The organism is Pseudomonas sichuanensis, assembly GCF_024749065.1.
GTDB lineage: Bacteria > Pseudomonadota > Gammaproteobacteria > Pseudomonadales > Pseudomonadaceae > Aquipseudomonas > Aquipseudomonas sichuanensis.
This window is the reverse complement of the sequence record NZ_CP087185.1, coordinates 1149954-1173363: the sequence shown is the minus strand read 5'-3', so window position 1 is coordinate 1173363 and position 23410 is coordinate 1149954. Positions and strand designations below refer to the sequence as shown.

The following is a 23410-nucleotide window of genomic DNA, read 5'->3' as shown; positions in this document are numbered from 1 at the left end:
CTCATAACAACAACGCTCACGGAGATAGACGATGACCTTTTCACTGCGCCGCCTCGCCCTCGCAACCGGCTGCCTGCTGCTGGCAGGCAATGCCCTGGCCGCCGAACCGAAACGCCCCGAATGCATCGCCCCGGCTTCGCCCGGCGGCGGTTTCGACCTGACCTGCAAGCTGGTACAGAGCGCCCTGGTGGAGGAAAAGATCCTCAGCAAACCGATGCGCGTGACCTACATGCCCGGCGGTGTCGGCGCGGTGGCCTACAACGCCGTGGTTGCCCAGCGGCCAGGCGACGCCGGCACCCTGGTGGCCTGGTCCAGCGGCTCGCTGCTGAACCTGGCCCAAGGCAAATTCGGCCGCTTTGACGAGAACGCGGTGAAATGGCTGGCAGCCGTGGGCACCAGCTATGGCGCCATCGCGGTGAAGAGCGACTCGCCCTACAAGACCCTCGACGACCTGGTCGCGGCCCTGAAGAAAGACCCGAGCAAAGTGGTGATCGGCTCCGGCGGCACCGTCGGCAGCCAGGACTGGATGCAGACCGCCTTGATCGCCAAGGCCGCTGGCATCAACCCGCGCGACCTGCGCTACGTGGCCCTGGAAGGCGGCGGCGAAATCGCCACCGCGCTGCTCGGCGGCCATATCCAGGTCGGCTCCACCGATATCTCCGACTCCATGCCGCACATCCAGAGCGGCAACATGCGCATCCTCGCGGTGTTCTCCGAGAAGCGCCTGGACGAGCCGGAAATGAAAGACATCCCCACCGCCAAGGAGCAGGGCTACGACATCGTCTGGCCGGTGGTGCGCGGTTTCTACCTGGGGCCGAAGGTCAGCGACGAAGACTACGCCTGGTGGAAAGCCTCGTTCGACAAGATGCTCGCCTCGGAAGACTTCGCCAAGCTGCGCGACCAGCGCGAGCTGTTCCCCTTCGCCATGACCGGCGAAGAGCTGGACGGCTATGTGAAGAAGCAGGTGGCCGATTACAAGGCACTGGCCCGTGAGTTCGGGCTGATCCAGTAAGCCACGCAGCCTGTACTGGCCTCATCGCCGGCAAGCCGGCTCCCACATGGTCTGCGCCAAATCCCGAAGCGGCGGATGTCTTGTGGGAGCGGGCTTGCCAGCGATGCGGCCAGCACAGATCCCGAGTTGTGCTTCGGCAATCCTTTTAGAGGATTTCTCCCATGATCCTGCAACGCCTCTTCGCCCTGCTTTTGCTGGCAGTGTGCGCCGCCCTGGCCGTGATGGCCTGGCCCTACCAGGCCGCGTTTTCCTATGAACCGGTGGGCCCGCGCGCCTACCCGCTGCTGATGCTCGGCCTGATGGGCCTGGGCCTGCTGTACCTGGCCATCCGCCCCACGCCCATCGTACGCAAGGACGACGAGCCCGAACTGGACCGCGAAACCCTGATCAAGATCGCCACCTGCGTCGGCCTCTTGATCGTCTTCGCCAGCACCTTCGAGGCCCTGGGCTTCATCCTCAGCGCCGTGCTGGTGGGCATCCCCATGGCCCGCCTGTACGGCGGCCGCTGGCTGCACAGCGCCCTCGTGGTGGTGGGCATGAGCCTGCTGCTGTACTGGCTGTTCGACCGCGTGATGGACGTGCCCCTGCCCCTTGGCCTGCTGAGCGTACTGGAGAACTGACACATGGATACCTTGAGCTATCTCGGCCAGGGCTTCGGCGTCGCGCTGAGCCCGTACAACCTGGTCACCGCCCTCACCGGCACCCTGATCGGCACCGTGGTCGGCCTGCTGCCGGGCCTGGGCCCGATCAACGGCGTGGCCCTGCTGATCCCTATCGCCTTCGCCCTCGGCCTGCCGCCGGAGTCGGCCTTGATCCTGCTGGCCGCCGTTTATCTGGGCTGCGAATACGGCGGGCGCATCAGTTCGATCCTGCTGAACATCCCCGGCGAAGCCTCCACCGTGATGACCACCCTCGACGGCTACCCCATGGCCCGCCAGGGCCTGGCCGGTGTGGCACTGTCGCTGTCGGCCTGGAGTTCGTTCATCGGCGCCTTCATCGCCACCTGCGGCATGGTGCTGTTCGCCCCGCTGCTGGCGAAATGGGCGATCGCCTTCGGCCCGGCGGAGTACTTCGTGCTGATGGTGTTCGCCATCGTCGCCCTCGGCGGCATGGCCGGCGACAAGCCGTTGAAGACCTTCATTGCCGCGTTGATCGGCCTGTTCCTGTCGGCGGTGGGTATCGACGCCAACAGCGGCGTGTACCGCTTCACCGGCGACAGTGTGCACCTGGCCGACGGTATCCAGTTCGTGGTGCTGGTGCTGGGGCTGTTCTCGATCAGCGAGATCCTCCTGCTGCTGGAGAAGACCCACCATGGCCACGTGGCGGTCAAGGCCACCGGGCGCATGCTGTTCAACCTCAAGGAAGCGGCGTCGGTGTTCGCCGTGAACATCCGCTGCGGCCTGCTGGGCTTCTTCATGGGCGTACTGCCGGGTGCCGGCGCGACCCTGGCCAGTGCCGTGGCGTACATGACCGAAAAACGCATGGCGGGTGAAAAAGGCAAGTTCGGCAAGGGTGACGCCCGTGGCCTGGCCGCCCCGGAAACCGCCATCGGCGCCTCCTGCTGTGGCGCCCTGGTGCCGATGCTGACCCTGGGTGTACCGGGTTCGGGCACTACTGCCGTGATGATCGGCGCGCTGACCCTGTACAACATCACCCCGGGCCCGCTGCTGTTCGAACAGCAGCCGGACATCGTCTGGGGCCTGATCGCCTCGCTGTTCATCGCCAACATCATGCTGGTGATCCTGAACATCCCGATGATCCGCATCTTCACCCGCATCCTCGCCGTACCGAACTGGGCGCTGGTACCGGTGATCGCGATCATCACCGCGATCGGCGTGTACGCCGTGCATGCCACCACCTTCGACCTGTTCCTGATGGTCGGCATCGGCATCATGGGCTACATCCTGCGCAAGCTGGACTTCCCGCTGTCGCCGATCCTGCTGGGCTTCATCCTCGGTGGGCTGATGGAGCAGAACCTGCGCCGCGCGCTGTCGATCTCCAACGGCGAGCTGGGCATCCTCTGGTCGAGCCCGATCAGCATGTCGGTCTGGGTGCTGACGGTGTTGATGCTGACCCTGCCGTTGCTGCGCATCTGGCGCAAACGCGCGCAACAACGCCGGGCGATGGCGGATGCCTGACCGCGGTCTCCCCCTGTTCTGGGCCACCGGGCTGGTCGGTCTTGCTGGCGGTTTTGCCGCCAGCAAGGTCGGCTGGCCTTTGCCGTGGATGGTCGGCGCGTTGCTGGCGATCATCCTGGTGCGCTGCCTGACCCCCTGGCAACTGAGCGAAATACCCAATGGTCGCAAGTGCGGGCAGTGGATCATCGGTATCGGTATCGGCCTGCACTTCACCCCGGCGGTCATCGAGCAGGTTGCCGAGCACTTCGCGCTGATCTTCTTCGGCGCCTTGTTCACCACGCTGTCCAGCGTGATCAGCGTGTGGCTGCTGCGGCGTACCGGCGAAGACCGAGCCACGGCGTTTTTTGCCAGCATGCCGGGCGGCTCTGGAGAAATGGTCAACCTCGGCGCGCGCAATGGCGCGGTGCTCAGCCAGGTGGCAGCCGCTCAGAGCTTGCGAGTGCTGGCGGTGGTGCTGTGCGTGCCGGCGCTGTTCAAGCTGTTGCTCGGTGATGGGGTGCCGCTGAACCATGCCGGTAGCGTCAGTTGGGGCTGGCTGGCCCTGATCGCCCCGCTGGCCGTGGTGGTCGCACTGATCTGGCAACGGTTGCGCCAGCCCAATCCGTGGTTGTTCGGGCCGTTGCTGGTGGCGGCGAGCGTGAGCCTGGCCGGCAACCTGCAGATCGGTTTGCCCAATGGCGCCAGCCAGATCGGCCAGTGGCTGATCGGCAGCGGCCTGGCCTGTCACTTCAATCGCGCGTTTTTCCGCCGGGCGCCGTCGTTCCTCGGCCGGACCTTGCTGGCCACGGCACTGTGCATGCTGGTTGCCGCAGGCGCGGCCTGGGGTTTGAGCCTGCTCACCCACCTGGACCTGCGTTCGCTGACCCTGGGGATGATGCCGGGGGGGATTGCCGAGATGAGCCTGACGGCCGAGACCCTGCAACTGTCGGTGCCGCTGGTGACGGCGTTGCAGGTGATGCGGTTGTTGTTCGTGTTGTTTCTGGCCGAGCCGCTGTTCAGGCGCTGGAACGCCAGCCAGGAATGATGTGCTGGCTTCTTCGCGGGTAAATCGCATCGGCGCACCGCCGCTCCCACAGGGAATGCGCAGTACCTGTGGGAGCGGGTTTACCCGCGAAGCAGGCGACGCGATCTATCAGAGCGGCGGCAACGCCCAGTTGATCGGCGCCATCCCGCGCTGCTCGAGGAAGCCGTTGGCCCGGCTGAAATGCCCGCAGCCGAAGAACCCGCGATAGGCCGACAACGGCGACGGGTGCACCGACTTGAGCACCAGGTGCTTGCTGGCGTCGATCAGCTTCTGCTTGCTCTGGGCATGCGCCCCCCACAGCAGGAACACCACGTTCGGACACTGCTCGCTGACCACCTGGATGACCCGGTCGGTAAAGAACTCCCAGCCCTTCTTGGCATGCGAGGCGGCATTGGCCCGCTCCACGGTCATGGTGGTGTTGAGCAGCAGCACCCCCTGCTCGGCCCAGCTCTGCAAGTAGCCGTGGTTGGGGATCGGCAGGTTGAGGTCGCGTTGCAGTTCTTTGTAGATGTTGACCAGCGACGGCGGCGTAGGCACGCCCGGCTGCACCGAGAAGCACAGGCCATGGGCCTGGCCGGGGCCGTGGTACGGGTCCTGGCCGAGGATCACCACTTTCACCTGCTCCAGCGGCGTTGAGTTCAACGCATTGAAGATCAGCGGCCCCGGCGGGTAGATCTCCTTGCCGGCGGCGTATTCACCCTGCAGGAACTCACGCAGCTGATGCATGTAGGGCTGGTCGAACTCGGCGCGCAACGCGGCCTTCCAGCTGGGTTCGAGTTTGATGCGGTCGTCGTCGGTCATGGGGCCATCCAGAAGCAAAGTGGCGCGACACTAGGAAAGCCGCGCCGGCTTGTCAATCGATCCGACCGACGACCGGCAGCTTCAGCAGCGCGGGCCATACTGGTGGGATGACTTGCGCGAGGTAGTCCATGTCCATTCAATGCGAGGTACTCACCGGCGCCGATGGCGCCCGCATCGGCATCGCCAGCCTGGATGCACCCAAGGCGCTCAATGCGCTGACCCTGCCGATGATCGAGGTGCTCGACGAGCGCCTGCACGCCTGGGCTCACGACCCCGGCATCGTCTGCGTACTGCTGCGCGGCAACGGGCCTAAAGCCTTCTGTGCCGGGGGCGACGTGCGTGCACTGGTACAAGCCTGCCGCGAGCATCCCGGCAGCATACCGCCGCTGGCCGCCACCTTCTTCGCCAGCGAATACCGCCTCGACCACCGCCTGCACACCTACCCCAAGCCCCTGCTGTGCTGGGGCCATGGCCATGTGCTCGGTGGTGGCATGGGGCTGTTGCAGGGCGCGGCGGTGCGTATCGTCACCCCCAGCAGCCGCCTGGCCATGCCCGAGATCAGCATCGGCCTGTATCCGGACGTGGGCGCCAGCTGGTTCCTGTCCCGCCTGCCCGGCAAGCTCGGCCTGTTCCTCGGCCTCACCGGCGCGCCGATCAATGCCCGTGACGCCCTGGACCTGGGCCTGGCCGACCGTTTCTTTGGCGAGCATCAACAAGAAGCGCTGGTGGAGGAGCTGCTGCAACTGAACTGGCAGGAACAGACCGCCCTGCAGCTCAACAGCCTGCTCAAGGCCGAACAGCACCGAGCGTGCGCCGAACTGCCCGAGGGCCAATGGCTGGCGCGCCGGGCAGTGATCGACGAAGTACTCGATGTGGCCGACCCGGTAGCGGCCTGGCGTGCGCTGGCCGGCCTGGCTCGGCATGCCGACCCTTTACTGGCCGCGGCAGGTCAGCGCCTGCACGAGGGCTGCCCGCTGACCGCGCACCTGGTGTGGGAGCAGATCCGCCGGGCCCGCCACCTGTCGCTGGCGCAGGTATTCCAGATGGAATACACCCTGAGCCTCAACTGTTGCCGTCACCCCGAGTTCAGCGAAGGGGTGCGGGCCAGATTGCTGGACAAGGACAACACGCCGCACTGGCACTGGCCGGACGTGGCGCAGGTGCCCGCAGCAGTGGTGGCGGCGCATTTCAGCAAGGCCTGGGAAGGTCGGCACCCGCTGGCTGATCTGGCGTAGAAACAGTACAGGGCAAGTCGGTACGGCACGCCGACTTGCCCTGTGATGGCTCATTTGCCCTCAACGCTGCCAGTTGCGATCCCCTCCCCGCCCGCCGTCCTGGCCGCGGTCACCATGGCCCTGCCCATTGGAATGCCAGCGATCCCCGCGCCCGCCACGATTGTCGTTGCGGTAGTCCTGCCGATCGCGGTCCCGCCCATAGTCATAACGCTGCCGGTTGCCATAGTCGTTACGCGGGTTGCCGTGCCAGCTGGGCTGCATGCCGGGTGCCGGATAGGGCCGATAATGCGGTACCGGTGCCGGCCGGTAATAGCGCGGTGCAGGCTGGTAGTAACGCGGCGCGCTCTGGTAGTAGTAGCGCGGTTGCGGGGCTACATAGTAGCGGTCCTGGCGGTAATAGCCGGGGTACACGTAGCGGTCGCTGGTGTAGTAATCACTGCGGTAATAGCCGTCGCTCTCGTAGTAGGGGGCGCAGGCAGAAGTCAGCAGTCCGAGCAGGACAATGATCAGGATTCGTGGGTACATGGCGGCCTCCTGGACCGCAGGGGTGCCCGACACAGCGGCGCTGGCGAGCGTCGACGACGATGCGTTGATCGACACTGCATAAGACAGTCCGGCCAGGGTTCAGTGCCATTTCTGCAACAAATTGAAACATCCCCTATAACCCTGAAAAACATGCAGTCATTTTTCGGTCATCTCACTAGAATGTCGCCACCGGCACACATCATGGGACGATCATGCCCTCGCCTTCCGCCCTGTTCTCGCAACGCTCGCTGATCTTCACCCTGCTGCTGTTGCTGGGCTGCGGTTTCCTCGCCACCTCGCTGCTGAGCTACTACGCCTCGCGCGGGGCAATCCGCGACGGCATCGTCAACACCGAGCTGCCACTGACCTCCGACACCGTCTATTCGGAAATCCAGAAAGACCTGATCCGCCCGGTGCTGATCTCGTCGATGATGGCTCAGGACACCTTCCTGCGGGACTGGCTGCTGGGCGGCGAACAGGACCCCACGCGCATTACCCGCTACCTGGGCGAAGTGATGGGCGGCCAGGGCACCTTCACCAGTTTCCTGGTCTCCGAACGTAGCCGCACCTATTACCAGGCCAAAGGTGTACTCAAGCAGGTCAAGGCCGATGCCTGGCGCGATGCCTGGTACTTCCGCCTGCGCGAGGCCAGCGTGCCCTACGAGATCAATGTCGACGTGGACATGGCCAACCAGGACAAGCTCACGGTATTCATCAACTACCGCGTGCTCGACTACCAGCAGCGCTTCATCGGTGCCGTGGGGGTGGGGTTGAGCGTCGAGTCGGTGGTACGCCTGATCGATGACTACCAGCGCCGCTACCATCGCTCGGTGCTGTTCACCGATGCCCAGGGCAAGGTGCTGCTGACCGGCTCCGACGGTGGCCCCCACGGCCTTCGCGCAGGCCAGCAGTTGAGTGACAGCAGCCAGTGGAAAGACCTGCTGGCGCGCATGCCGACCCCTGCCGCCGGCAGCCACGAGTATTACGATAACGACGGCCACAGCCACTTCCTCAACCTGCGCCCGCTGCCCGAGCTGGACTGGTACCTGCTGGTGGACAAGCGCGAGACCAGTGCCCTGGACCGCATCCGCCAGTCGCTGTACCTGAACCTGGCGATCTGCGCCATGATCACCCTGGTGGTGCTGTCACTGCTCAACGCCATGATCAAGCGCCATCAGGACAACGCCGAGGCCCTGGCCACCCTCGACAGCCTCACCGGCCTGCCCAACCGGCGCAGCTTCGACCTGCTGGCCGGCCAGGCGCTGGTCGAGGCGCAGCGCATCAGCGCACCGCTGGTCGCCCTGTTGATCGACCTCGACCACTTCAAGGCACTCAACGACACCCACGGCCACCTGGCCGGCGACGAAGTACTGCGCCAGTTCGCCAACGTGCTGCAGGGCAGCCTGCGACAGTCCGATATACTCTGCCGCTGGGGCGGCGAGGAGTTCATCGTGCTGCTGCGCGAAACCGAAGGGCGCCAGGCCGTCGAAGTGGCCGAAAAGATCCGCCGGCGCACCGAGCAACTGATCTTCAGTTACGCCGACCAACCGCTGCGCCTGACCGTCAGCATCGGCCTCGCCGGCCTGCAGCGTGACGACACCCTGCACAGCCTGCTGAGCCGCGCCGACCACGCGCTTTATCGTGCCAAACAAGGCGGACGCAACCGCGTCTGCAGCCAGATGCCCGGACCCGACCATGACCAGTAACCAGCACTGCCCTGCCTGCGGCGCCGCCAACCAGTGCGGCCTGGCCAACCCGGCCAGCGCCACCCAAGGGTGCTGGTGCTTCGCGGTGAGCATCGACCCGGCCATCATCGAAGCCCTGCCTGCCGAACTGCGCAACCAGGCCTGCCTGTGCCCGCAGTGCGCGAAAGTGGACGAGCAACTCAAGGCAGCGCAGTCCCCCGCGATCCGCTAGACTGCGCGCCGATCTGTCGCCACCTGCCGCCATGCGCCTCGACCGTTTCCTCGCCAACCTGCCCTGTTTCAACCGCCAGCAAGTGCGTCTGCTGCTGGTGCAGCGGCGTGTGCGCGTGGATGGCGTGATCACCGCCGACCCGCTGCACGAGGTACGCGAGTTCAGCCGTGTCGAGGTGGACGAACAGCTGCTGCAGGCCGGCCGCCCGGCGCGCTACCTGATGCTGCACAAGCCCATGGGCTGCGTCAGCGCCACCAGCGACCCGCAGCACCGCACCGTGCTCGACCTGCTGCCGCCTGCATGGCGCGACGACCTGCATATTGCCGGGCGCCTGGACTACAACACCACCGGGCTGCTGATCCTGACCAACGACGGCCAGTGGTCGCGCCGCCTGACCCAGCCACAGACCAAGCTGGCCAAGGTTTACCACGTACAGACCGAGGACGAGATCGGCGCCCACTACGTCGAAAAGTTTCGCCAAGGCTTCTATTTCGCCTTCGAAGACCTGACCACCCAGCCTGCGCAGCTGGATATTCTCGGCCCCCGCGAAGCGCGGCTGGCGATCGTCGAAGGCCGCTATCACCAGGTCAAGCGCATGTTCGGCCACTTTCAGAACAAGGTGCTGCAACTGCACCGCGAAAGCATGGGGATGATCGAGCTGGATCCGGCCTTGTTGCCGGGCCAGTACAGGGACCTTTCGGCCGCAGAAATCGCCTGTTTCTGAGCGGCTGCGAAGGCCCTGCGCGGGCGTTTTTCGCGCAAACGATTGGGTAGCCCTGGCAGTTTTCCACTACACCGACCGCCCAGCGGTTCGCTGCAAAATATCCCCAGAAACTCACTTGCGCGATCGGCCCTGCGCTGCTTGACTGCCAACTTGTCGGTCTGCCTGTGACTTACCAGTCACGGATGCAGTCCAAGACACCTTTTTGCCGGCCACCCAGGGTCTCGACACCTTGGGGCACGGCAAATCGCCCGCTACAACAATACCGTCGACACGCGCGTCAGGGATCGACACAAGGGCCCACCGGTTTTCTTCCAGGCAAATGCCTACCTGTCATAAAGCACGTGCACCCTAACGGCCTGCGCGGTTGATTCGAACGCGAGTTCACGAACCAGCCACACAGACCAACAGGTGACGCGAATACCCTTTTTTGCGCCAGGAGTCGATGACATGAGGCCAGAAATTGCTGTACTTGATATCCAAGGTCAGTACCGGGTTTACACGGAGTTCCATCGCGCGGAAGGCGCCGAAAAGACCATCATCCTGATCAATGGATCATTGGCCACCACGGCGTCCTTTGCACAGACAGTGCGCAGCCTGCACCCGCAATTCAACGTGGTGCTGTACGACCAGCCCTATGCCGGCAAGTCCAAGCCCCACAACCGCCAGGAACGGCTGATCACCAAGGAGACCGAGTCGCATATCCTCCTTGAGCTGATCGAGCACTTCCAGGCCGACCACGTGATGTCGTTCTCCTGGGGCGGTGCCTGCGCCCTGCTGGCGCTGGCGCACCAGCCACGGTTGGTGAAGAAGGCCATCGTCAGTTCGTTCTCGCCGGTGATCAACGAACCGATGCGCGACTACCTGGAGCGTGGCTGCCAGTTCCTGGCCGCCTGCGATCGCTATCAGGTGGGCAACCTGGTCAACGACACCATCGGCAAATACCTGCCGTCGTTGTTCAAGCGCTTCAACTACCGGCATGTCAGCAGCCTGGACAGCCACGAGTACGCGCAGATGCATTTCCACATCAACCAGGTGCTCGACCATGACCTGGAGCGAGCGCTGAAGGCCGCGCGCAACATCGATATCCCGGTGCTGTTCATCAACGGCGACCGTGACGAATACACCACCGTCGAAGATGCGCGGCAGTTCAGCAGACATGTGGGGCAAAGCCACTTCAGCGTGATCCATGGCGCCGGCCATTTCCTCGACATGGAGCACAAGAGCGCCTGCGAGGATACCCGCTCGGTCATGCTCGGTTTCCTCAAGCCGACCGTGCGCGAGTCCCGTCAACGCTACACCCACACGCAGGGGCAGCATGCACTGGCCATCTGAGCGCAACGGCGCCTGCATGCCTGGCTTACCTGCAGGCAGCAGGCTGCCGACAGCCTTTTATGACATTGGGCTATTAATTGGCAGGGGGTTATGGTAAAAAGTCGGGCGCAGACGCGGGTATAGTTTAGTGGCAAAACGAAAGCTTCCCAAGCTTTAGTTGAGGGTTCGATTCCCTCTACCCGCTCCAAATCGCATTCCCCGCATGGCGTTCCAGTGACGTCATCGCTGTAAAAAGGAGCCTTGGCTCCTTTTTTCGTTTCTGCCGCCTGCATTTGCGCACCCTTCATTGATCTGGCCCATGGCCATCCCGCGCCCGATTGGCTTAAATGCCCGGTGCTGCCCAGCACGCAAAAGCACCTAAGCTTTCTGAAACATTTCCAAAGGACTGCGCATGTTTCTCTCCCGCTGGCTACCGGGCCTGGCCAACCTGCTGCACTACCGTCGCGAGTGGTTCCACGCCGACCTGCAGGCGGGCCTGTCGGTGGCCGCGATCCAGATCCCCATCGCCATCGCCTATGCCCAGATCGTCGGCTTGCCGCCGCAGTACGGCTTGTACGCCTGCGTGTTGCCGATGATGGTCTACGCCTTGATCGGCAGTTCGCGGCAACTGATGGTCGGGCCCGATGCCGCCACTTGCGCGATGATCGGCGGCGCTGTGGCCCCGTTGGCCATGGGCGACCCGCAGCGCATTGCCGAGCTGTCGGTGATCGTCACCGTGCTGGTGGGCGTGATGCTGATCGGTGCCGGGGTGGCGCGCGCCGGCTTCATCGCCAGCTTTTTCTCGCGGCCGATCCTGATCGGCTACCTCAACGGCATCGGCCTCAGCCTGCTCGCCGGGCAACTCTCCAAAGTCGTGGGTTTCAAGATCGAGGGCGACGGTTTCATCCTCAGCTTGATCAACTTCCTGCAGCGGCTGGGCGAGATCCATTGGCTGACGCTGTCGATCGGCCTGGCCGGGCTGGCATTGCTGATCTGGTTGCCGCGGCGCTACCCGCGCCTGCCGGCAGCGCTGGTGACGGTGGTGGTGTTCACCGCCCTGGCCGGGCTGCTCGGCCTGGACCGTTATGGCGTGGCGATCCTTGGCCCGGTACCGGCGGGCATCCCGGAGCTGGCCTGGCCACAAAGCAACCTGGCGGAAACCAAGAGCCTCCTGCGTGACGCCCTGGGTATCGCCACCATCAGCTTCTGCAGCGCCATGCTCACCGCCCGCAGCTTTGCCGCCCGGCATGGCTACGCGATCAACGCCAACCATGAATTCGTCGCCCTCGGGGTGAGCAACCTGGCCGCCGGTATTTCCCAGGGCTTCGCCATCAGCGGCGCCGACTCACGCACCGCGGTCAACGACATGGTCGGCGGCAAGAGCCAGCTGGTGGGCATCATCGCCGCGCTGGTGATTGCCCTGATCCTGCTGTTCTTCACCGCCCCCATGGCCTGGATCCCGCAAGCGGCGCTGGGCGCGGTACTGCTGATGGCCGGCTGGGGGCTGATCGACATCAAGTCGCTGAAGACCATCCGCAAGCTCAGCCGCTTCGAATTCTGGTTGTGCCTGCTGACCACGGTCGGCGTGCTGGGGCTGGGCGTGCTGCCGGGTATCGTGTTTGCCGTGACCCTGGCCATCCTGCGCCTGCTCTACAGCATCTACCAACCTACCGACGCGGTACTCGGCTGGCTGCCGGGTGTCGAGGGACAGGTGGACGTGCGCCAGCACAAGGACGCCCGCACCGTGCCAGGCCTGGTGGTGTATCGCTTCGACGACGCGATCCTGTTCTTCAACGCCGACTACTTCAAAATGCGCCTGCTCGACGCCGTGCAGGGAGTGGACAAGCCCCAGGCGGTGCTGTTCGACGCCGAAGCCGTGACCAGTATCGACGTCAGCGGCATCGCCGCCCTGCGCGAGGTGCGCGACACGCTCACCGCCCAGGACATCCACTTCGCCATCGCCCGCGCCCGCGGCACTTTCCTGCGCATGCTGGTGCGCTCGGGGATGGCGCGGGAAATGGAGGACAAATTGCTGTTTGGTTCGGTGCGAGCAGGGATCAGGGCGTATCGGGTATGGCGCAACAGGACGAGCAGGGAGTCCTCCGACAAGTAGAGGAAGGCGCCTACATCGTTGTCAGAGGGGAGCGATGCAGTACCGTGTCGGCGAGAAGGTAGCCTTTCGGGCATTCCACTCTCCGCGCATCGTTGGTGAAAAGTGACTGCGCCAATGGCGTATACCCTGCTATGCTTTTTACCGAAACCGCTGTCTTTACCAAGCGCGCAAAAGAGCTGCTCGACGACGAAACCTACAGGTTGTTGCAGGTTCGTCTTTTGATATCCCCCGATGCAGGGGATGTCATCGAAGGGACCGGCGGCCTGCGCAAAATCCGCGCCCCAGCGAACGGCCACGGCAAGCGAGGCGGCGCCAGAGTCATCTACTACCACTTCACGGCAAGGTCACATATCACCTTGCTCTACATCTTTGCGAAGAACGAACAATCGGAGCTATCCGCCGAACAGCGCAAGGCTTTGAAGTCCGTCATCGAAAACTGGAGATACCCATGAGCCGCCTCTTCGACGAACTGATGGAAAGCGTTGTAGAAATGGATGAAATCATCCAGGGCAAACGCCAACCCTCGCGCCAGTTCGAAATCGACGCCCTTCAAGTCCGGGAAATCCGTAAGGCCACCGGTTTGTCACAGGTACGTTTCGCCGAGATGATCGATGTGCAAGTCGCTACGCTGCGTAACTGGGAACAGGGGCGCCGGGAGCCCACGGGGCCTGCCAAGGCGCTGCTGCGGGCCATCCACAACGACCCTGATCACGTGCTCAAGGCCTTGTCGCATTGAAAATTGCTGCAGAGCTGCTGCGCCGGTCTCTGCGCGCGACATGCCTCGCATACATTGCATGACATGCTAAAGTCGCCGCGTTTTGAGCCACGCCCAACGGACCGCCCATGCCCGCACTCGACGCCCACTTGCCCGCCTGGGCCGACCTCAACCAGCGCCACCCTTGCACCGCCCTGTTGCTGGGCAACGGTGCCAGCCGGGCGTTGTGGAAACCGTTCGGCTATTTCTCGCTGTACGAAGAAGCCCAGCGTGCCGGCCGCAAGAAAGGCCTGGCGGTCAGTGACCAGGCGCTGTTCAAGTCGCTCGGCACAGAGCTGTTCGAACCGCTGCTGAGCACCCTCAACCACACCGTCCGCGCCAATGCCGCGCTGGCCATCAACTCCACCGCGCCGCTGAACCGCTACTACTCGATCAAGGAAGCGCTGATTCACGCCGTGCGCACCGTGCACCTGCCATGGCCATTGATGCCGGCGGCTACCCTGGCCTCGATCAACCAGGCCTTGCGTGGTTTTCGCAGCGTCTACACCAGCAACTACGACCTGATCCTGCCGTGGGCCGTGCAGCATGCTCCACTGGGCTTTGCCACGCTGTTCGACGAGCAGGGCTTCTTCGACGTGCGCCGCACCCGCAGCGAAGGCACCCGGGTGATGCACCTGCATGGCGGCCTGCACCTGCTCAAACTGCCTGACGGCTCCAGCCGCCAGCGCAGCGCCGAGTGCGCCGAATTGCTGGACGGTTTTGCCGTGAACATCCCCGGCGAGGTGCCCTTGTTCGTCAACGAGTTCCGTAGCGAGGAGAAACTGCGCGCGATCCGCAACTCGGATTACCTGTCATGGTGCCTGGGGCAACTGGCCAACGAGGACGAGGGGATTTGCCTGTTCGGCCAGCATCTGGACAGCAGCGATCAGCACCTGCTCGACGCCATTCGCCAGGCGCGGCCGGCGCATCTTCTGATTGCCATCCGGCCATTGAGCGAGGCGTCGGTGCTGAATCAGAAGCAGCATTTCGTCGAGCGGTTCGGTGATCTGCCGGGGACAGCGCTGCATTTCTTCGATGCCAGTACCCATCCCCTGGGGCTAGCGGAGTTGGCGATCGAAGTACCGACAGGGCGCCGTTGAAGCGGCCCCCAGCGGCACAGCTTCAATCGGCCAAAGCCATCGTCCCTTTGAAAACCCGTGCATGGGCGCTTGATACATTGACGGTCATCGCGACCCGAGCCAGATCCAGCATCTGCTGGCCGATGTCATAACTCCCCCTCGCCTGCAGCCAGGCCAATACATCGGCGAGATGCCAGAGCGAGGTACTGCCTTCATGCATGGGGGCCGGGAAGCTGTGCATGTGCGCCAGCATCAACTTGCGCATGTTCTGGCGCGACACACCCACGATCTGGGCCACATCGGTCAGCCCGACGAGGTCGGGCGTCGCCTCTATCAGTCGTGCGCCAGGCACTGCGCTGCGAACATCCCTGAGCGCGGTCTCGATCGCCTCCTCGGCACTGGAGGACTCCCGTACAAATTCCAGCGACAGGCGACCGGGCTGACCAATCCCGACCAGGGCATCGTCACAACCCGCTTCGGCCAGGCGCTCGAGGAGTGCATCCATTTCTTCGTCATCGACCAGTTGGTACTTGAGGGTGAACTCGTATTCCATCGTCACTGCTCCTTACCCGCCTTCACTGCGGTATCCGTATTGCGGGTTCCAGTGCAATTGTCCACCACACGCCTTAGCTGACGCGCGAAATTGCCTGGGTTCTTCGGGGTGCTCCAGATGCTGGTGACGCAAAGCTCCCCGCATCGGCAGTCAGCATCGTTTAAGGGGCAATACATCTTTCCCCAGCAGTGCCCTCCACCCGCAACGATTCTCCATCCATGGAACTCAGCATGCCTCAAGGCCTGCTCGACCTCTTTTTTGGCGTGACTGGGGCGCGGCATCAAATGTTCTCCAGTGTGGTCATTAAATCAATGGTTGTCAAATGACAACCATTGATCATGAATGGCTACCACACTACAGATCTCTCGACACCAATATCGGCCGCCAGACGCGCTCGGGAGGCGTCTTACACACTTTCGGGAATGGCACCCAACACGTTGTGCTTACCCGGCGATCAATCCATCCGCCTGCAACAACGTCTCCAGGCAATGCTCCTGCACCCCGTAAAACGCCTTGAGCTGCGCAATCTTCTCCAACAGCGCCCCCGCCGGCACTGGCTGTTTGCGCTTCACCGCAAGAATCATCTTGTTCTTGTTGGTGTGCTCCAGCGAGATGAACTCGAAGACCTTGGTCTCGTAGCCGCAAGCCTCGAGGTACAGCGCGCGCAGGCTATCGGTGAGCATCTCGGCCTGCTGCCCGAGGTGCAGGCCGTACTGCAGCATCGGCTGCAGCAGCCCTGGGCTCTGCAGTTGCGGGCGGATCTGCTTGTGGCAGCACGGCGAGCACATGATGATCGCCGCATTGCAGCGAATGCCCGTGTGGATGGCGTAGTCGGTGGCGATGTCGCAGGCATGCAGGGCGATCATCACTTCGATGGCCTCCGGCACCACGCTGCGCACGTCACCGCACTCGAACACCAGCCCCGGGTGCTCCAGGCGCGCAGCAGCGGCGTTGCACAGCTCGACCATGTCCGGGCGCAGCTCGACGCCGGTGACCTGTGCCTCGCGCCCGAGGGTGTTGCGCAGGTAGTCGTGCATGGCGAACGTCAGGTAGCCCTTGCCCGAGCCAAAGTCGGCCACCCGCAAGGCCTGATCAGCCGCCACCGGCGCGCCGGCCAGGGCGTGGTCGAAGACCTCGATGAACTTGTTGATCTGCTTCCACTTGCGCGACATCGACGGGATCAACGCGCCTTGCGCGTCGGTCACCCCAAGGTCGCGCAGGAAGGGCCGCGACAGTTCCAGGTAACGCTTCTTCTCGCGGTCATGCCCAGCTGCCGCCGCTTCCCGGGGCGCCTGCTGGGCCAAGTGGCGGCGCAGCATCGGCTTGCCCTTCTTGCTGAACTCCAGTTGCACTTCACCCGCACCGGTGAACAGGTGAGCGTTGCGAAAGCTCTCCGGCAGCAGCTCGACTACCAGTGCCTGCGCCTGGCCCAATGGCAGGTTGCGGGTGATGTCGCGGGTCTGGTGGCGGTAGACCAGTTGCAGGCAGGCCTCGCCCTTGAGCTGCACCGGCTTGGCGATGATCCGCTGCAGGGTCTGGTCGGCCCCCACGTGGCGGGCTAGCACCAGTTTGACCAGGCTGCCATCGGCCAGGGCGTCGCCCAGCAGGCTCAGGAACTGGGCGCGCGCATCCGGCGCGGTGGGGGCGGAAGTAGTGGACGACATGGGGAGCGGGTGCCTCGGAATGCGGGGAGCGCGTTGCGCAATGCCGCGCATTCTACGTCGCTGGCCGCCCATCGCGAAGGTTTTCGCGATGGGCGCGGCTCAATCGAGGATCACCAGGCGGTTGGGCAGCTCGTTGCGCGCATGGGTGGGCGGTACATGCTCGCTGAGCAGTTCGCCGCACGCCTCGATGCAGTCGACGAAGCCCTGCAGGGTATGGCCCTGGCAGACCTGCTCGGTGAACCGCGCAACGATCGCTTCGCGGGCCTGGGCCGGCAGGTGCCGGGCGATCCCTTCATCGACCAGGATCTCGACATGCCGCTCGGCCTCGCTGACAAAGATCAGCACCCCGGTAGCCCCAGCGGTGCGCTGCAGGTTGAGTTCGAGAAACTGCTGCCGGGCAAGCCCGGAAGCACGTCGCCGGCGCAGGATCGCCGGCACCAGCCAGGCAGCCAGGCGTGGATGGCGCAGCAACAGGCACAGGGCGATAAAGGTAAGCATCTGCGCCAGTAGCAGGCCGTTGAGGCCGATCCCGCCCTGCCAGCGGTGCAACAGCAGCGGGATAACCAGCGCCAGCAGCGCCGCCCAGAGCAGGGGCAGATAGGGGTAGTCGTCGGCGCGGCGCGCCAGCACGGTCACCAGTTCCGCGTCGGTGCGCCGCTCGACGCGTGCGATCGCCTCGGCGATCTGGCGCTGTTCGTATTCGGTCATGCCATCGTCTCTTGAGCGTTCTTATCGTTGTTATCCCGGCATCGGGGTGGCGAGAGTGTATCTCAACAAGCGCCTCATATAAGGCATAATCCGCGGCTGCGTCGGATCATGGACGAATGATCCAAAAAATCGCCAGCGGACCTCATAACAACAGGCGTACGAAAGTTCTCGGCCAACCGCCCTACTCAACAACGGAATTGATGATGAAACTGTCTTTGCTGGGCCTGGCCATGGGCCTTGCCAGTCAGGCGGCCCTTGCCGCCCCCTCCGCCCCGCCCCTGCAAGACAAGCAGGCATTCATCGACCATCTGGTGAGCCAGATGACCGAGGCCGAAAAGATCGGCCAACTGCGCCTGATCAGCATCGGCCCCGAAATGCCCCACGAGAAGATCCGCGAAGAGATTGCCGCCGGGCGCATCGGCGGCACCTTCAACTCGCGCACCGCCCCCGAGAACCGGCCGATGCAGGACGCCGCCATGCGCAGCCGCCTGAAGATCCCGATGTTCTTCGCCTACGACACCATCCATGGCGAGCGCACCATCTTCCCGATCGGCCTGGGCCTGGCCGCGACCTGGGACATGGACGCCATCGCCAAGGTCGGCCGCACCTCGGCCATCGAGGCCGCCGCCGACTCGCTGGACATGACCTTCGCACCGATGGTCGACATCGCCCGCGACCCGCGCTGGGGCCGCACCAGTGAAGGCTTCGGCGAAGACACCTACCTCACCTCGCGGATCGGCCAGGTGATGGTCAAGTCGTTCCAGGGCAAGAGCCCGGCCGAGCCCGACAGCATCATGGCCATCGTCAAGCACTTCGCCCTGTATGGCGCGGTGGAAGGCGGGCGCGACTACAACACGGTCGATATGAGCCTGCCGAAGATGTACAACGAATACCTGCCGCCCTACCGCGCCGCGCTGGACGCCGGTGCGGGGGGTGTGATGGTGGCGCTGAACTCGATCAACGGCGTGCCGGCCACCTCCAACACCTGGCTGATGAACGACCTGCTGCGCAAGGAGTGGGGCTTCAAGGGCGTGACCATCAGCGACCACGGCGCCATCCAGGAACTGATCCGCCATGGCGTGGCCCGCGACGGTCGCGAAGCGGCCAAGCTGGCAATCAAGGCCGGCATCGACATGAGCATGAACGACACCCTGTACGGCGAAGAGCTGCCAGGCCTGCTCAAGTCCGGCGAAGTGACCCAGGGCGAGCTGAACCAGGCGGTGCGCGAAGTGCTCGGCGCCAAGTACGACATGGGCCTGTTCAAGGACCCGTACGTGCGCATCGGCAAGCCTGAGACTGACCTTCAGGATTACTACGCCGACAGCCGCCTGCACCGCGACGCCGCCCGCGACGTGGCACGCCGCAGCCTGGTGCTGCTGGAGAACCGCGAGCAGACCCTGCCGCTGAAGAAGGCCGGCACCATCGCCCTGGTCGGCCCGCTGGCCGACGCCCCCATCGACATGATGGGCAGCTGGGCCGCCGACGGTAAGCCACAGCACTCGGTCACCGTACGCGAAGGCCTGCGCCGCGCCGTCGAGGGCAAGGCCAAGCTGGTCTACGCCAAAGGCTCGAACGTGACCGGCGACAAGGCCATGTTCGACTACCTCAACTTCCTCAACTTCGATGCCCCGGAAATCGTCAACGACCTGCGCCCGGCCGCCGTGCTGATCGACGAAGCGGTCAAGGCCGCCCAGCAGGCCGACGTGGTGGTGGCCGTGGTCGGTGAGTCCCGTGGCATGTCCCACGAATCGTCGAGCCGCACCACCCTGGAAATCCCGGCGGTGCAGCGCGACCTGATCAAGGCGCTCAAGGCCACCGGCAAACCGCTGGTGCTGGTGCTGATGAACGGCCGCCCACTGTCGATCGCCTGGGAACGCGAACAGGCCGATGCGCTGCTCGAAACCTGGTTCAGCGGCACCGAAGGCGGCAACGCCATCGCCGACGTGCTGTTCGGCGACTACAACCCGTCGGGCCGCCTGGCCATCACCTTCCCGCGCTCGGTCGGGCAGATCCCGATGTACTACAACCACCTGCGCATCGGCCGCCCGTTCACCCCCGGCAAGCCGGGCAACTACACCTCGCAGTACTTCGAGGAGCCCAACGGCCCGCTGTACCCGTTCGGCTACGGCCTGAGCTACACCAGCTTCGACCTGACCGACCTGACCTTGTCGCGCACCGAACTCAAGCGCGGCGAAACCCTCAAGGCCAAGATCACGGTGAAGAACACCGGCAAACGTGACGGCGAGACCGTGGTGCAGCTGTACCTGCAGGACCAGAGCGCGTCGATGAGCCGCCCGGTGAAAGAACTGAAGAACTTCCAGAAGCTGATGCTCAAGGCCGGCGAAGCACGTACCGTGACCTTCGACATCAGTGAAGAAGACCTGAAGTTCTACAATGGCCAGCTGCAACGCGTGGCCGAGCCGGGTCAGTTCAATGTGCAGATCGGCCTGGACTCGCAGGCGGTGCAGCAGCAGAGCTTCGAACTGCTCTGACACCTGCTTTGGCTTCTTCGCGGGTAAACCCGCTCCCACAGGCTACTCGATACCTGTGGGAGCGGGTTTACCCGCGAAGAGGCCGGACCTGAAAACCTACACCCCGGATCCGCCCCATGCCCTCTTCCTTCCGCGCCCTGCGTCTGGGGCTGATCATCCTGCTGATCCTGGTCGGCACCGGCCTCAGCGCCGGCTGGGCCATGCACCAGGCCAAGCGCGAGGCCATGCGGGCCGACGCGCAGCGGGCCAGCCAACAGCTGGGCCTGTACGCCAACAACCTGCACACCCTGATCGAACGTTACCGCGCCCTGCCTGCGGTACTGGCGCTGGACCCGGAACTGATCGACGCCCTGCGCGGCCCGGTCACCGACCCGGTGCAAAGTGCCCTGAATCACAAGCTCGAGCGCATCAACGGCGCGGCCAATTCCTCCACCCTGGAGCTGCTCGACCGCACTGGCCTGGCCATCGCGGCCAGCAACTGGCGCCTGCCGACCACCTATGTCGGCTCCAACTACGGCTTTCGCCCCTATTTCAAACAGACCCGCAGCCAGGGCAGCGGCCGCTTCTACGCGGTCGGCGTGACCAGCGGCGTGCCGGGCTACTTCCTGGCCAGCGCGGTCAACGACGAACATGGCCGCTTCCTCGGCGCCATGGTGGTCAAGCTGGAGTTCCCCGAGCTTGAACGCGAGTGGCGCCAGGGCAGCGATATCCTGCTGGTCAGCGACGCCCGTGGCATCACCTTCATCGCCAACCAGGACGGCTGGCGCTACCGCGAGCTGCAACCGCTGAGCGGCGCCGACCGCGCCGAACTGGCTGAAACCCGCCAGTACGACAAGCAGCCGCTGGTGCCTTTGCAACACCAGGCCTTGACCCGCTTCGCCGACAACAGCCACCTGACCCGCGTGCAGGGCCCCGACGGCGCCGCCGAATACCTCTGGGAAAGCCTGCCGCTGGAAGCCGAAGGCTGGACCCTGCACCTGCTGCGCAAGCCACAGGTCGCCGAGGATGGCCGCAACGCCGCCCTAGCCGCCGCCGCGATCTGGCTGACCCTGGTGTTCGCCGCGCTGTTCGTCAGCCAGCGCCTGCGCCTGGCCCGCCTGCGCCAGCGCAGCCGCGAAGAGCTCAAGCGCCAGGTCGAGGAGCGCACCCGCGAACTGCGCACCGCCCAGGAAGGCCTGGTGCAATCGGCCAAGCTGGCGGCGCTGGGGCAGATGTCCGCCGCCCTGGCCCACGAAATCAACCAGCCGCTGACCACCCAGCGCATGCAGCTGGAAACCCTGCGGCTGCTGCTTGACCATGGCCGTTACGACCAGGCGCGCCAGGCCCTGGAGCCGCTGGAGCAGATGCTCACGCGCATGGCCGCGCTCACCGGCCACCTGAAGACCTTCGCCCGCAATAGCCCCGGCGGGCTGCGCGAGCGCCTGGACCTGGCCACGGTGGTCGACCAGGCGCTGCACCTGCTCGATGCGCGCATCCACGCCGAAGCGGTGGACGTGGCGCTGTACCTGGCCCGTCCGGCCTGGGTCCGCGGCGATGCGATCCGCCTCGAGCAGGTGCTGATCAACCTGCTGCGCAATGCCCTCGACGCCATGGCCGACAAGCGCTACAAACGCCTGGAGATCCGCATCGAACTCGACGATGGCCAGTGGCGCCTGAGCGTGCTCGACTCAGGTGGCGGCATCGAGCCGGCCGACCTGGCCAAAGTGTTCGACCCATTCTTCACCACCAAGCCGGTGGGTGAAGGGCTGGGCCTGGGCCTAGCGATTTCCTACGGCATCGTGGTCGATGCCGGCGGCTGCCTGCAGGTCGAGAACCTGCCAGGCGGCGCGCGTTTCAGCCTGACGCTACCCCGTGACCTGGAGCCGGTATGTTGAATTCAGTGATCGTCGTCGATGACGAAGCCAGTATCCGCACCGCCGTGGAACAGTGGTTGAGCCTGTCGGGCTTCAGCGTGCAACTGTTCGCCCGTGGCGAAGACTGCCTGGCGCAGCTGCCGCGCAACTTCCCCGGGGTGATCCTCAGCGACGTGCGCATGCCCGGGCTTTCCGGCATGCAACTGCTCGAACGGCTGCAACAGGATGACCCCGACCTGCCGGTGATCCTGCTCACTGGCCACGGTGATGTGCCGATGGCGGTGGAGGCGATGCGCAACGGCGCCTACGACTTCCTGGAAAAACCCTTCACCCCGCAGCACCTGCTGGGCAGCCTCGGCCGCGCCCTGGAAAAGCGCCGGTTGGTACTGGAGAACCGTCGCCTGCATGAGCAGGCCGACCTCAAGGCGCAGCTCGAAACCAGCCTGCTCGGCATGTCCCAGGGGCTGCAACAGTTGCGCCGGCAGGTGCTGGACCTGGCCAGCCTGCCGGTGAACGTGCTGATCCGTGGCGAGACCGGCAGCGGCAAGGAGCGGGTGGCGCGCTGCCTGCACGATTTTGGCCCGCGCGCAGACAAACCCTTTGTCGCGCTCAATTGCGCGGCGATCCCCGAAACCCTGTTCGAGGCCGAGCTGTTCGGCCATGAGAGCGGCGCGTTCACCGGCGCCCAGGGCAAACGCATCGGCAAGCTGGAGTACGCCAACGGCGGCACCGTGTTCCTCGACGAAATCGAAAGCATGCCGTTGGCCCAGCAAGCCAAGCTGCTGCGGGTGATCCAGGAACAGAAGCTCGAGCGCCTGGGGGCCAACCAGAGCATCGCCGTCGATCTGCGCATCATTGCCGCGACCAAGCCGGACCTGCTGGAAGAGGCCCGTGCCGGGCGCTTTCGCGAAGACCTGGCGTACCGCCTCAACGTTGCCGAGCTGCGCCTGGCACCGCTGCGCGAGCGGCGTGAAGACATCCCGCTGCTATTCGAACACTTCGCCCGCACGGCCGCCGAACGCCTGGGCCGCCATGCCCCACCGGTCAGTGGCGGGCGATTGGCGCAACTGCTGGCCCACGACTGGCCGGGCAATGTGCGTGAGCTGGCCAATGCTGCCGAGCGTCATGCCCTGGGGCTGGATTCGCCGAACCTTGAGAGCCTGCCAGGCGGGCAGTCGCTGGGCGAACAGATGGAGGCCTTCGAAGCCCAATGCCTGCGCGCTGCGCTGCGCCAGCACAAGGGCGAGATCAAAGGGGTGATGGAGGCGTTGCAGCTGCCACGGCGTACGCTGAACGAGAAGATGCAGCGGCATGGGCTGGTGCGTGAGGACTTTCTCGGCAGCGAATGAGCGGATTTCCGCTTATCGAATCAGGCGGATGAGCGGAAGTTCGCTTATCACCTGTCGAATTGCCGGGGCTGCTTCGCAGCCCATCGCGACACCAGGCCGCTCCTACAGGGATCGCGGGAACCCAAGCACTGCAAGGCCTGTAGGAGCGGCCTTGTGTC

General features: G+C 64.6%; 22 protein-coding genes and 1 tRNA gene. 17 read left to right on the top strand and 6 right to left on the bottom strand.

Going from position 1 to position 23410, the window contains the following annotated elements:
• Positions 1-31: 31 nt before the first annotated feature.
• From LOY51_RS05470 to LOY51_RS05455, 4 genes are all read left to right on the top strand, one after another.
• Complete coding sequence (locus tag LOY51_RS05470) at positions 32-1012, top strand: Bug family tripartite tricarboxylate transporter substrate binding protein (RefSeq protein WP_110993782.1); 981 nt, start codon at positions 32-34, stop codon at positions 1010-1012.
• Positions 1013-1173: 161 nt separating this feature from the next.
• Positions 1174-1632 (top strand): tripartite tricarboxylate transporter TctB family protein, encoded by a 459-nt coding sequence (locus LOY51_RS05465; RefSeq protein WP_125462803.1) that lies wholly within the window; start codon positions 1174-1176, stop codon positions 1630-1632.
• Positions 1633-1635: 3 nt separating this feature from the next.
• On the top strand, positions 1636-3150 hold the full coding sequence (locus LOY51_RS05460) for a tripartite tricarboxylate transporter permease (protein WP_110993779.1): 1515 nt from the start codon (positions 1636-1638) through the stop codon (positions 3148-3150).
• Positions 3143-4174 carry an AbrB family transcriptional regulator gene (locus LOY51_RS05455; protein ID WP_125857598.1) on the top strand — a complete coding sequence of 344 codons (1032 nt, stop codon included), beginning with the start codon at positions 3143-3145 and terminating at the stop codon, positions 4172-4174. Before LOY51_RS05460 ends, LOY51_RS05455 begins: the two co-directional genes overlap by 8 nt.
• 108 nt (positions 4175-4282) lie before the next feature.
• Here the strand turns inward: LOY51_RS05455 and ung are convergent, their stop codons facing one another.
• Positions 4283-4975: a uracil-DNA glycosylase gene (gene ung / locus LOY51_RS05450; protein WP_110993777.1), complete on the bottom strand. Its 693-nt coding sequence runs from the start codon at positions 4973-4975 to the stop codon at positions 4283-4285.
• 128 nt (positions 4976-5103) lie between these two features.
• Between ung and dspII the strand changes: the two genes are divergently transcribed.
• Positions 5104-6210 carry an enoyl-CoA hydratase/isomerase DspII gene (dspII, locus tag LOY51_RS05445; RefSeq protein WP_125857597.1) on the top strand — a complete coding sequence of 369 codons (1107 nt, stop codon included), beginning with the start codon at positions 5104-5106 and terminating at the stop codon, positions 6208-6210.
• Positions 6211-6270: 60 nt separating this feature from the next.
• Here dspII and LOY51_RS05440 read toward each other — a convergent pair whose 3' ends face one another.
• Entirely contained in the window at positions 6271-6735 is a 465-nt protein-coding gene (locus LOY51_RS05440) for a hypothetical protein (RefSeq protein ID WP_125857596.1), read from the bottom strand.
• Positions 6736-6947: 212 nt separating this feature from the next.
• Here LOY51_RS05440 and LOY51_RS05435 point away from each other — a divergent pair, with 212 nt between their 5' ends.
• From LOY51_RS05435 to LOY51_RS05395, 9 genes are all read left to right on the top strand, one after another.
• Positions 6948-8441 (top strand): sensor domain-containing diguanylate cyclase, encoded by a 1494-nt coding sequence (locus LOY51_RS05435; protein ID WP_258645123.1) that lies wholly within the window; start codon positions 6948-6950, stop codon positions 8439-8441.
• Entirely contained in the window at positions 8431-8652 is a 222-nt protein-coding gene (locus LOY51_RS05430; RefSeq protein ID WP_125462797.1) for a cysteine-rich CWC family protein, read from the top strand. The genes LOY51_RS05435 and LOY51_RS05430 overlap by 11 nt, the downstream gene beginning before the upstream one ends.
• 31 nt (positions 8653-8683) lie before the next feature.
• On the top strand, positions 8684-9376 hold the full coding sequence (locus tag LOY51_RS05425; RefSeq protein ID WP_125857594.1) for a pseudouridine synthase: 693 nt from the start codon (positions 8684-8686) through the stop codon (positions 9374-9376).
• A 447-nt stretch (positions 9377-9823) separates the two neighbouring features.
• The gene (locus LOY51_RS05420; RefSeq protein ID WP_125462795.1) at positions 9824-10708 is read left to right on the top strand and encodes an alpha/beta fold hydrolase; all 885 of its coding nucleotides are present in this window, start codon (positions 9824-9826) and stop codon (positions 10706-10708) included.
• 113 nt (positions 10709-10821) lie between these two features.
• Positions 10822-10895, top strand: a tRNA-Gly gene (locus LOY51_RS05415).
• Positions 10896-11099: 204 nt separating this feature from the next.
• Complete coding sequence (locus LOY51_RS05410; RefSeq protein WP_258645122.1) at positions 11100-12800, top strand: SulP family inorganic anion transporter; 1701 nt, start codon at positions 11100-11102, stop codon at positions 12798-12800.
• A 131-nt stretch (positions 12801-12931) separates the two neighbouring features.
• On the top strand, positions 12932-13252 hold the full coding sequence (locus tag LOY51_RS05405) for a type II toxin-antitoxin system RelE/ParE family toxin (RefSeq protein WP_258645120.1): 321 nt from the start codon (positions 12932-12934) through the stop codon (positions 13250-13252).
• A complete protein-coding gene (gene nadS / locus LOY51_RS05400) occupies positions 13249-13536 on the top strand; it encodes a NadS family protein (protein ID WP_125462792.1) in 288 nt (95 codons plus the stop codon). The genes LOY51_RS05405 and nadS overlap by 4 nt, the downstream gene beginning before the upstream one ends.
• Positions 13537-13643: 107 nt before the next feature.
• Positions 13644-14654 (top strand): DUF4917 family protein, encoded by a 1011-nt coding sequence (locus tag LOY51_RS05395; protein WP_258645118.1) that lies wholly within the window; start codon positions 13644-13646, stop codon positions 14652-14654.
• Positions 14655-14676: 22 nt separating this feature from the next.
• Here the strand turns inward: LOY51_RS05395 and LOY51_RS05390 are convergent, their stop codons facing one another.
• The 4 genes from LOY51_RS05390 to LOY51_RS05375 all read right to left on the bottom strand — a co-directional run bounded on the left by LOY51_RS05390 (position 14677) and on the right by LOY51_RS05375 (position 17558).
• Positions 14677-15186, bottom strand: coding sequence for a helix-turn-helix transcriptional regulator (locus LOY51_RS05390; RefSeq protein WP_125857591.1), 510 nt, complete (start codon positions 15184-15186; stop codon positions 14677-14679).
• 2 nt (positions 15187-15188) lie between these two features.
• Positions 15189-15425, bottom strand: coding sequence for a hypothetical protein (locus LOY51_RS05385; RefSeq protein ID WP_223811926.1), 237 nt, complete (start codon positions 15423-15425; stop codon positions 15189-15191).
• A gap of 204 nt (positions 15426-15629) precedes the next feature.
• Positions 15630-16850 (bottom strand): class I SAM-dependent methyltransferase, encoded by a 1221-nt coding sequence (locus LOY51_RS05380; protein WP_125857590.1) that lies wholly within the window; start codon positions 16848-16850, stop codon positions 15630-15632.
• A 99-nt stretch (positions 16851-16949) separates the two neighbouring features.
• Positions 16950-17558: a TPM domain-containing protein gene (locus LOY51_RS05375; RefSeq protein WP_258645115.1), complete on the bottom strand. Its 609-nt coding sequence runs from the start codon at positions 17556-17558 to the stop codon at positions 16950-16952.
• Between the two features lie 200 nt (positions 17559-17758).
• Here LOY51_RS05375 and bglX point away from each other — a divergent pair, with 200 nt between their 5' ends.
• The 3 genes from bglX (at position 17759) to mifR (ending at position 23252) form a co-directional block, all read left to right on the top strand.
• A complete protein-coding gene (gene bglX, locus LOY51_RS05370; protein WP_125857589.1) occupies positions 17759-20050 on the top strand; it encodes a beta-glucosidase BglX in 2292 nt (763 codons plus the stop codon).
• A gap of 116 nt (positions 20051-20166) precedes the next feature.
• Positions 20167-21924, top strand: a complete 1758-nt coding sequence (mifS, locus tag LOY51_RS05365; RefSeq protein WP_125857588.1) for a sensor histidine kinase — start codon at positions 20167-20169, stop codon at positions 21922-21924.
• Entirely contained in the window at positions 21918-23252 is a 1335-nt protein-coding gene (mifR, locus tag LOY51_RS05360; RefSeq protein ID WP_125857587.1) for a two-component system response regulator MifR, read from the top strand. Before mifS ends, mifR begins: the two co-directional genes overlap by 7 nt.
• The last annotated feature ends 158 nt before the right edge of the window (positions 23253-23410 follow it).